At 36.8% G+C, this 10,475-nt stretch carries 9 protein-coding genes; 5 read left to right on the plus strand and 4 right to left on the minus strand.

The features are described 5' to 3' along the window. Nucleotides 1–71 precede the first annotated feature (71 nt). The gene (locus tag PN497_RS04055; protein WP_096571936.1) at nucleotides 72–1,169 is read left to right on the plus strand and encodes an ABC transporter ATP-binding protein; all 1,098 of its coding nucleotides are present in this window, start codon (nucleotides 72–74) and stop codon (nucleotides 1,167–1,169) included. Between the two features lie 185 nt (nucleotides 1,170–1,354). Here PN497_RS04055 and PN497_RS04060 read toward each other — a convergent pair whose 3' ends face one another. Then, nucleotides 1,355–2,227 carry a hypothetical protein gene (locus PN497_RS04060; RefSeq protein WP_272109677.1) on the minus strand — a complete coding sequence of 291 codons (873 nt, stop codon included), beginning with the start codon at nucleotides 2,225–2,227 and terminating at the stop codon, nucleotides 1,355–1,357. Between the two features lie 209 nt (nucleotides 2,228–2,436). On the opposite strand from PN497_RS04060, the gene PN497_RS04065 reads away from it, so the two are divergent. Beyond that, nucleotides 2,437–2,628, plus strand: a complete 192-nt coding sequence (locus PN497_RS04065; RefSeq protein ID WP_190648419.1) for a hypothetical protein — start codon at nucleotides 2,437–2,439, stop codon at nucleotides 2,626–2,628. 114 nt (nucleotides 2,629–2,742) lie between these two features. Here PN497_RS04065 and mtnA read toward each other — a convergent pair whose 3' ends face one another. Both mtnA and hemW read right to left on the minus strand, forming a co-directional pair. Continuing rightward, a complete protein-coding gene (gene mtnA, locus PN497_RS04070) occupies nucleotides 2,743–3,780 on the minus strand; it encodes an S-methyl-5-thioribose-1-phosphate isomerase (RefSeq protein WP_096571938.1) in 1,038 nt (345 codons plus the stop codon). 1,071 nt (nucleotides 3,781–4,851) lie between these two features. Beyond that, the gene (gene hemW / locus PN497_RS04075; protein WP_201277585.1) at nucleotides 4,852–6,021 is read right to left on the minus strand and encodes a radical SAM family heme chaperone HemW; all 1,170 of its coding nucleotides are present in this window, start codon (nucleotides 6,019–6,021) and stop codon (nucleotides 4,852–4,854) included. Between the two features lie 296 nt (nucleotides 6,022–6,317). Here hemW and PN497_RS04080 point away from each other — a divergent pair, with 296 nt between their 5' ends. Continuing rightward, nucleotides 6,318–7,394, plus strand: a complete 1,077-nt coding sequence (locus tag PN497_RS04080; RefSeq protein ID WP_096571940.1) for a PIN/TRAM domain-containing protein — start codon at nucleotides 6,318–6,320, stop codon at nucleotides 7,392–7,394. A gap of 126 nt (nucleotides 7,395–7,520) precedes the next feature. On the opposite strand, the gene PN497_RS04085 is transcribed toward PN497_RS04080, so the two are convergent. Beyond that, complete coding sequence (locus PN497_RS04085; RefSeq protein ID WP_096571941.1) at nucleotides 7,521–8,606, minus strand: aromatic ring-hydroxylating dioxygenase subunit alpha; 1,086 nt, start codon at nucleotides 8,604–8,606, stop codon at nucleotides 7,521–7,523. A gap of 184 nt (nucleotides 8,607–8,790) precedes the next feature. On the opposite strand from PN497_RS04085, the gene PN497_RS04090 reads away from it, so the two are divergent. Together PN497_RS04090 and PN497_RS04095 are read left to right on the plus strand one after the other, a co-directional pair. Next, entirely contained in the window at nucleotides 8,791–9,270 is a 480-nt protein-coding gene (locus tag PN497_RS04090; protein WP_096571942.1) for a YbjN domain-containing protein, read from the plus strand. 125 nt (nucleotides 9,271–9,395) lie between these two features. Continuing rightward, nucleotides 9,396–10,076, plus strand: coding sequence for a lipoate--protein ligase family protein (locus PN497_RS04095; protein ID WP_190347545.1), 681 nt, complete (start codon nucleotides 9,396–9,398; stop codon nucleotides 10,074–10,076). Nucleotides 10,077–10,475: the final 399 nt, after the last annotated feature.

Consider the following 10,475-nt stretch of genomic DNA (forward strand, 5'->3'; position numbering starts at 1 on the left):
GCCCAATGCCCAATGCCCAATGCCCAATGCCCAATGCCCAATTATCAATTGTCAATTATCAATTATTAGAAATGGCTAAAGTTGTTTTAGATAAAATTAAACGTAAATTTAACAATGTCACCGCTATTGAGGATATCACCTTTGAAATTCCTGATGGTGAGTTTTGGGTTTTAGTTGGTCCTTCGGGGTGCGGTAAGTCTACGATTTTACGAACTATCGCAGGTTTGGAAACTGCTACTTCTGGAAATTTATATATAGGCGATCGCTTGGTTAATGATATCCCAGCCAGAGCGCGTGATGTAGCAATGGTATTTCAAAATTATGCCCTTTATCCCCATAAAACCGTCGCTCAAAATATCGCTTTTGGGTTGGAAATGCGAAAGGTGGATAAAAAAACTATTCAAGAACGAGTGTTAACGGTTGCGCGATCGCTTTCTTTGGAACATCTGTTAGATAGAAAACCTAAACAACTTTCTGGAGGACAACAACAAAGGGTAGCATTAGGAAGAGCGATCGCACGTCAACCTCAATTATTTTTACTCGATGAACCTTTATCTAATTTAGATGCTCAATTACGAGATGATACCAGAGCAGAATTAAAACAATTACATCAAGAATTGGGAATTACGACAATTTATGTCACCCATGACCAAGTTGAAGCCATGACTTTAGCTGATAAAATTGTAGTGTTAAATCGGGGACGAATTCAACAAATTGGCGATCCTCAAACTATTTATGCTTTACCTGCTAATGAAATGGTAGCAGCTTTTTTGGGTAATCCGCCCATGAATATTTTACCCGCTATCTATAAGGGTGATAATTTTGATATTAGTGGTCAATTATTAGCTGTTCCTGAAAATATCAAAGCTGCTTTGAATTTTCACCCTGAACAAATTTGTAATTTGGGTATTCGTCCTGAACATATTAGTATTAGTAAAGCAGAAATTCAACCAGAAAATTCAACCCTTGCAGTAGAAGTTAAGGTTGTTGAACCTTTGGGAAGAGAAACTTTAATTCGTGTGAGTTTACCTAATTCTTCTAGTTTTATCAATGTTCAAGTGGGTGGGGGTGTGCGTTTACATCCCGGTGAAAAGTTGCATTTGCATTTCGATTTAAATCATTTATTTGTTTTTGATCCGGGTAGTGGAGAAAGAATTTTTCCTGTTTAATCTAATTTAATGTATATTGGGTTAAGGGACAGCGTAACCTAACAAGAAGTTAGATCATTTTATTTATTCATCTTTTCTCGGTGTAGTTTCCAGATTTTTGGGTTAATTAACCGCAAAGTACGCAAAGTACGCAAAGGAAGAAAATGAGTAATGTTGGGTTTCTTTTTGTCAACCCAACCTACTACTTATTTTAATCCTGTCGCTTTGAGAATTTCTTGATCACCTTTTCTTACGATTAAAGTTGAATCCGCATTTCCATCTTCTGTAATCGGTTGTTCTAAAATGTAAACATAATCTCCATTTCTCCACCCTGTAACACATTTTCCATCACGACAGGAAACTTTACCACCTGTTAATTCAAGACAGTTACCTTTTGTATCACATCCTTGGTATGTCAAGTTTCCTGTATTATTAACTCCTGTCCAAGAGTCAGCATTACCAATAGTAATTTTCCACTCTCCATTACTAATGGTTTGGGTTTTATTTGCTTGAGGTTTGGTTTCGGTTTTTGCTGTTGTTTTATCTTCTAAAACCTCGATTTTAGTAATTATAGATTCTTGACGAGTTTTTCCGCAAGGTTCTGCACTTTCACAATCATTCACTGATTCTACTGTGAAAATGGCACGGACTTTTTTATTTAAAAATTTTCCTTCTTCTGCACAAATATCAAAACTCGCACCAACTTGGTTTTCTTTACCTTGTTCATCTACTAAGGTGACATAACACATTAAATCACCATTAACTAATTCTTTAACTGTACCAACTTGCGGTGATTTATTTTTGATGGTGGTTTTACGACTAATTTGCGGTGCAGATTTTATTTTCTTTGGTTGATCTGTTTCTGTTGTTTTTTCTTTTTTGATATCTGTTTTATTTTCCTGTTCTGTTTCCTGTGTGGGTGAATTTTTTGTTTGAGATTGTACAGTATTATTAGTTGATGTTGCTGTGGTTGTATTGGTTGGTGGATTATTACAACTAACCAAAGAAATGCAAGATAGAATTAAAGTGATTGTGGGAATTAATTTTTTCATGGGTGGTAATTTATGACGTTTTGTCAAAACTCAATTAATTTTTTACAAAATCTTACGATTAGCTAAAATTTTCTGAGATGAGAGTACCAGTATATGATACTATATAATAGATATGTATAATGTTAATCAATCCTAAAAAAATTAACCAACGAAATCAAATGCTCTAAGCCTTGATATGATTGAACCGCAAAGGGTGCAAAGAACACAAAGATAAGAGAGTTAAACGAGAGTTTTTGGTGTTGCTACAATTATTTTTTCAAAATTGGGATGCTCCCGAATGGAAAAATTCTGGTTTGATCAAACCTTCAATTATCAAACCAGTTTTAACTACCATTGCAAAAGGATTGGTAATTAAAAAATTAGGACAGCTTCAGGAAATAGACCGTCAAGAACTACAAAATCTTTTACGGGTCATTCTGGGTAAATAATATTGTAGGGCTTACGCAAGATTGGACTAAAAACCTGATTCTTGCGTAGGGGTAATTCATGAATTACCCCTACTTTTGTTCTGTTTTGCGTAAGTCCTGTATTGATTGAATTGCTCACGAATTATGATGACACTTTACCAAATCCCCAGGAGCAAAAGCACCATTTTCTGTAATGATGGCTGTAATTAAATCTGCGGGAGTAACATCAAAAGCAGGATTATAAAATTCTACTCCTGAAGGTGTCAAAACAGTATCACCAACTTGATAAACTTCTGAAGGATGACGTTCTTCAATAGGAATTTGACTACCATTAGCTAAGGTAAAATCAATAGTAGAAATCGGTGCAGCCACAAAGAACGGAATATTATGAGCTTTAGCTACAATTGCTAAACTATAAGTACCGATTTTATTAGCAGTATCTCCATTGGCAGCAATTCTATCAGCACCGACAACCACCGCATCAATTAAACCTTGTTGCATACAATGGGCGGCCATATTATCAGTAATTACAGTAACGGGAATTCCTTCTTGTACGCATTCCCAAGCAGTGAGTTTTGCACCTTGTAAACGGGGACGGGTTTCATCTGCAAATACTCGTGTGAGTCTTCCTTCTCTCCAAGCAGAACGCACTACACCTAAAGCAGTACCATAACCAGCGGTTGCTAAAGCACCGGCATTACAGTGAGTTAATATGATTAACTTTTCTGGGGTTTTGGGTAAAACTGTTAAACCGTGATCACCGATTTTTTCACAGGTTTGGATATCTTCAGCGTTGATATTTTGGGCAGTTTCTAGGAGAATTTGTTTAATTTCTGCTATTGTTCCCAGAGTTTCATAAGCTGTTTGCATCATTCTCCCAATTGCCCAAAATAAGTTTACCGCAGTGGGACGGGTAGAACGCAATAACTGGGCAACTTGTTCTAAACGGTTTAAAAATTCCGTGCGATCGCTGGTTTCAATTTCCCTTGCACCCAAATACATCCCATAAGCAGCAGCAACACCAATAGCCGGCGCACCTCTGACTATCATCGTTCTAATAGCCTCGGCCATATCTTCGCTACGATGAATTTCTACCACTGCATACTCATTTGGTAAACGGGTTTGATCTATGAGTAAAACTGAGTTATTCTGCCAAACAACGGGATAAAGCATAATTTCAAAGGAGTCAGGAGTCAGGAGTCAGGAGGCAGGAGGCAGAAGGCAGAAGGCAGGAGGCAGAAGGTAAAAGGTAAAAGTTCAATATTCTTCCCCTGCTTCCCCTGCTTCCCCTGATTCCCCTGCTTCTCTTCCCAGTCCCCAGTCCCCAGTCACCTACTACTGGGGAAAATAAACAATTATCATAGCAACATTGGGTTGATTATGAGCGATCGCAAATCTTTCTGATCATCTGCGTTTTTTGCTTAACAATTTTTAACATGATTTTGACCCAAAAATCCCAAAAAAGTTTCAACACTCGTTTTTCCCCTCAAATTATTGAGAATAGTTGCGAATGACTCAACGTAATTTCAAGGGTCTTGACTTCTGACAGGGTTGTGTTATGATAGTCTTGAAAATAATCCAAGGGGTTTATATACCCAAAAACTGAAATTCCCACTGGATCAGATTTTTTATTGGAATTTATTAATATAGATAATATAGAATAGAAAACGCAGATGAACGCAGATAAACGCGGATTAGTTTTTCAGTTTTCATCTGAATAAATGGGATATTTGATTTAAATTAATAGGGGCTATTAATTGAGAAACAGGTGATTAGCGATGGGGAAAGATCAAATTTTAAATTGATTACCCAGTCACCAATCACCAATCACCCACTACTGGGGAAAATAAAGAATCATCATTGCAACTTTGGGATGATGATGAGCGATCGCTTCGGGAATATGACCAAGTAGGGAAAATATCTGGCTTTTTTGTGCCACAGTTCCATTTAACAATTCTTAACTCAATTTTCCCAAAAAAGTTTCACCCCGCATTTTTCACCCAAAATTATTGAGAATAGCTGCGAATGACTCAACGTAATTTCAAGGGTCTTGACTTCTGAGAGGGTTATGTTATGATAGATTTTAGAATAATCCAAGGGATAATTATATTATAAATCGAAATTTACAGGATTATTCCCTATTCCCTACCTCTACGAAAAGACTTTCTCAGCAACTCCTATCTATATTATAGGTTTAAGCTGATTACTGATTACTGATAGCTGAATGCTTACTCAAAATTGATCTTATTCTCCCATTTTATCAAATAAATCTGCTAACACAACATTAGAAAATAAAAACCCATCAGGATCAGTTAACCGCAATTTTTCCCCCATAATTTGTACCCAACCTTGATCAAAATAAGGGTGCAAACATTGTTTAATTTTTTCTACTTTTTCTGTACCAAACTTTTGGGTTAAAGTCTTTAAATTCAAACCCGATGCTAAACGCAAACCCAGCATTAAAGTTTCTAACAATTCTTCCTCTATAGGTGTGATGTCACAATCAATTATTGCACCATTTTCTAACCATTGATAATATTCTTTGGTTTTACGAGGACGGGTAAAGCGTTTACCTTGTACATAACTAGCTGCACCCATTCCGAAACCGTAATAAGACAGATTTTGCCAATAAACTAAATTATGTTGACATTGATGTCCGCTTTTGGCATAGTTAGAAATTTCATAATGTTCATAACCTGCATCTGTTAATATTTTTTGCCCTAATTGATACATTTTGACAGTGGTTTCATCTGTCGGTAGCGGTTGATCTCCTGGTTGGTAATAACGTCCGAAAGCTGTACCCGGTTCTATGGTTAAATCATAAATAGAAATATGGGTAGGGGCAATTTCTACCGCTTTAGTTAGGGAATTTTCCCATTGATCTAAAGACTGATGTGGTAAACCAGAAATTAAGTCTATGCTAAATTCGGGTATTTCGACTTGGTGAATTAAATCAATAGCTGCAAAAATATCTTCAACTGAGTGCGATCGCCCTGCAATTTTTAACAATTCTGCTGGAAACGTTTGCACACCTAAACTTACCCGGTTCACACCTGCATTTTTATATCCTGTGATATGTGCTAAATCAAAAGTACCGGGGTCCATTTCCATTGAAATTTCTACCCCAGATGCAATGCCAAAACGCTTTTCTAATGTTGTTACAATCTGTTGTAATTGTTCTGTAGATAACAGCGAAGGTGTACCACCACCAAAGAAAATGGTTTTTAAAGGTTGATTAAAAGTGGGTGCAGAGTTTATTTCTTGACAAACTGCCTCAACATATTGACTAATTGTATGTGATGTTTCACCCCGTGAGCGATCGCCTACCACAAATACCGGAAAATCACAATAAAAACACCGCCGCCGACAAAAAGGAATATGTACATAAGCAGCAGTAGGAACAGAAAAACTCATAATATTTTAGATTTGAGATTTTAGATTTATTTAATATCTACATTAGGTGATAAATTGCCCATTACCAATCACCAATTACCAATTACCCATTACCCATTCTCAGTTTCTTTACAACAATTCATCTTTTGATAACAAAAATAATAATAATTATGCAAGGAAAAGTCTTTGGGTATAATGTTTGCATAATTGTATTAACTGGTAAACCTATAGTGTAAGTTCATATTTCCCAAGCAATCACCGTTGAAATAAAAAATACCTTACCCTAATGGGTAAACACAGTCGCAGGAAAAATTATCATGCTTGATTTCACTATCATTCTCTCATTTATTATCGCCTCTGCGGGAATCGGTTATTTCAGTACCGACCTCCTCCCCCCTGGAACTCTTGACGGAGTAACCAACCTAGACGCTTTACGCTTAGTTGTTGCTGTCTTTGCTGCTATCATCGGTGGTGCAGTGGGTTTAAGTTTCCAGACTACCTACCGCCGCTTAGAAGCACAAGTGAAAGAAATGCCTCTAGAAGTCATTTTAACTCGTGCCATTGGTTTAGTAATTGGGTTATTACTGGCTAATTTAATGTTAGCCCCGCTATTTTTATTACCCATTCCCGCAGATTTCAGCTTTATTAAACCTATAGTAGCCGTTGTTGGCAGTATCATCCTTTCCGTAACGGGCATGAATTTAGCAGATACCCACGGACGGGGTTTATTACGCTTAATTAATCCTAACACTGTGGAAACTTTAGTAGTGGAAGGAACTCTCAAACCTGCAAATACTAAAGTTTTAGATACTAGCTGCATTATTGATGGCCGCATTGAAGCATTGTTAGAAACGGGATTTTTAGAAGGAGTAATAATTGTCCCCCGGTTTATTTTACAGGAACTGCAACAAGTCGCTGATGCCAGTAAAGATGTAAAACGGGTGCGAGGTAGAAGAGGTTTAGACATTCTCAACCGCATCCGGGAAACTTACCCAGAAAGGATTGTAATTAATTCTGTAGACTATGAAGAGATTCATACAGTTGATGCAAAACTGGTAAAATTTGCCCAAGAAATTAACGGAACACTGTTAACTAATGACTACAATTTATCAAAAGTTGCTAGTGTGCAGAAAGTCCCAGTTTTGAATGTTAATGACTTGGTAAATGCGGTGCGTCCTTCTTATTTACCTGGTGATAATATTGATTTGAAAATTCTCAAAGAAGGTAAAGAACCGACTCAAGGTATTGGTTATCTTGATGATGGAACAATGGTAGTTGTTGAGGAAGGAAGCGGTTTTGTGGGTGCTGAACTACGGGTAGTTGTCACCAGTGCTTTACAAACCTCAGCAGGGAGAATGATTTTTGCGAAACCTCAAGCTTCCGCTTTAGCGTGAGGGAAATGCTAAAAAAAAATAGCTGTTTTCTAATCCCTGATTTCTTGAGTCAGGGATTTTGTATTTTAATCCTGACTCCTGACTCCTACTGTATCAACACCTCACCCAATTTTGCAACTTGATTTTTCAACTTGATTTTTCAACTTGAGTTTTCATCAATTTTTGCACACTTACCAAAGCTCGATTTAACTCATAATTTCTAATTTCTGGATTTTGTAAAAAAGCTTGTTGTTCTTCTTCTATCATTTTTACATCTTGTACCACCAAACCGTCAAGTAATTTCTGTGCTGCACCAAATAAGCTATCTTTAATAAACCGCCGAAACCATACAGGTAATTTGTGTAATCTCCAAAACGCATTGAGTGAGGTAAAATGAATTAAATAGGCTTTAGTTTCTGTCTCGTTTACTGGACATAATAAACAGTAAATTTTAAAATCATTACCCAAGGTAGAAACCCAATGAGGATAAACATAACTCACATCTAGTGGTTCAGGATGCAACCGACGCAAAGCAGGAAAAAATAATTGGGAGATTGACCAAATTTTATCTATTTTATAATAACTTTGGGCTGTATAATGGGCATGAACTTTATTTTCATCTTCATCAATATTTTGCAGTGATGCTTCCGCCCAAGCTTGTAAATCTTGATGCAAATGTCCGTGATACATATCCATCAAATTTTCAATTAAATAAGAATAATGGGCTTGAGTTTGAATCACGGAAACTGTGGCAATATAATTTAAATTATCCCATTCTGGTAAACCCATTGGTTCTTTATTTGGTTCTATATTTGGTTCTATATTTCCCGGAAATAACCAAATAAAACCATCTTGTTCTTTCACAGGATAACGGCGAATTTGACAAGTTGGCAATTTTTGATTATCTGCTAAATAGGGAACTGCTGCACATTCACCTTCACTATTGAACCGCCAACCATGATAAGCACATTCTAATTCGTTTTTTATTACTTGCCCATGACTCAGTTTAACTTGACGATGAGGACAACGATCTTCTAAAGCGTGAACTTTTCCTGTACTATCTCGATAAAGTGCGATCGCCTGTTTCCAAATCGTTACAGCCAATGGCTTATTTGTAACCTCTTTACTCCGTGCAACTACATACCATTGATTGGGGTTTATTGCTAATTTGCGGACACTTGTTTGTAAACTTGGAGAAATAGAAACATGATTGCTAGGTATTATTTGTTGCATAAAATATTGATAATTAGGTATATTCCAAGATATAATATAGAAATCATATTTGATTTTTGCCTTTATTTCTTCTTTCCTGTTCCCTGTTCCCTCTTCCCTAAACTTGTGACACAAGCCAATTTTGCCTACAAACGATAAAGTAGTTGTAGATTAAAGCAGTAACTATATTGAGGAAAAAATCTGTATGACAAGCTACCAAGAAACCCTCACTCCTGATGAATTAGTTGATGAACTTATTGCTGAAACATCGGCTCCTAGTCATGTAGAATTAATTGAAAACGTCATTAGCACCCTACAACAAGATAATAGCGCAATGGTGAGTCACACACCAGATGGTGCTTATCTGTGGAAGTTTAAATATGGAACAGTGGAAGTATTTGTACAACTCACAGGTACTACTGATGAAGATACTATCACGGTTTGGTCTGCGGTGCTGAAATTACCTGCTAAAGATGAACCAAAATTAATGCGTTATCTGTTAGAGTTGAACTGTACCGTTACCTTGGAAGCTCGTTTTGGCATTATTGAAAATCAGGTGGTTGTCATTTCCACACGCACTGTAGCAGAATTGTCACCAGGGGAAATTTCCCGTATTATTACTATTGTTGCTACCATCGCGGATAACTATGATGAGCCTTTGATAGATGAGTTTGGTGCAGCATAGGCAATTTTGGATTTTAGATTTTAGATTTTAGATTTTGGATTTTGGATTTTAGATTTTAGATAGATTTTGTGGTAAAACAGGTTTGGCGACTAATTCCTTATTTTGCAGCTGCTGGTAAAATACAAATGGCAGTTGATAGATGGTTGCTAGAACAGCATGAGTCAGGAAAACATCCTTCTACTCTGCGGTTTTATACTTGGTCGCCTCCTGCGATTTCTTTGGGTTATCATCAAAAAAAATACCCGGAACATTGGCAAAATCTCACCACCAATTTAACTGGGGATGGTGATAAACTGGATTTAGTACGTCGTCCTAGTGGTGGTAGAGCAGTTTTACACCAAGGAGATTTAACCTACGCAGTCATAACTTCAGAAATACCGGGTAGTCGTTTACAAGCTTATACAAAGATTTGTGAATTTCTGATTGCTGGATGGCGATCACTCGGTGTAGAGTTAAGCTATGGTCAAGCTGGCCGTGGTTATATTCACAACCCTAACTGTTTTGCAACTGCCACAGGTGCAGATTTAATTTTAGCAGATGGTAGTAAATTAATTGGTAGCGCCCAACTGCGACGGGGAAGGGCAATTTTACAACATGGTTCTATAATTTTACACCCAGATGGGGATTTATTTAAACAAGTCTTTGGTAAAGATACTTTTACACCTGTGAAACTACCTGAAAATATCCATCGGGAAAAAATCATAGATGCGTTAATTACTGCTGCTTGTGATAGTTTTAATATGCAGGTTGAAATACAACCACTTTCTGAAATTGAGTGGAAAAACATTTTAGATAAATTGGCATAGATATTAATATTGGTTTTTATATTTCATACTATGCAAAAAACGTCCGGGAGTGTTGCCGTGTTTCCACCCCAGACGCTTTTTGAACTTTGCTCCTCACACACAACTAGAATATATCACTGGTTCAATAGAATAGCAAGAGTTTTCTTGGAAATTTTATATTAGTAAATTAAATATATCGTTTGCAGGGAAAATACAGCCAAATAAAAAACGCCTGGGAGTGTTGCCGTGTTTCCACCCCAAGCGTTTTTTAGTTTCAACTTACTGCTATATAAAACCTAGACAAAACTAGACTTTACTTTCTACTTCAACGGGAGCATGGGAGCAGTTATCCCTCAGTAGACTTTCACGCCTTAGCCAGACGCGATTGTGTTCCAATTAAGTTTCTGAAAAAGACTACCA

The organism is Sphaerospermopsis kisseleviana CS-549 (assembly GCF_028329225.1).
In the GTDB taxonomy this organism is placed as follows: Bacteria; Cyanobacteriota; Cyanobacteriia; order Cyanobacteriales; family Nostocaceae; genus Sphaerospermopsis; species Sphaerospermopsis kisseleviana.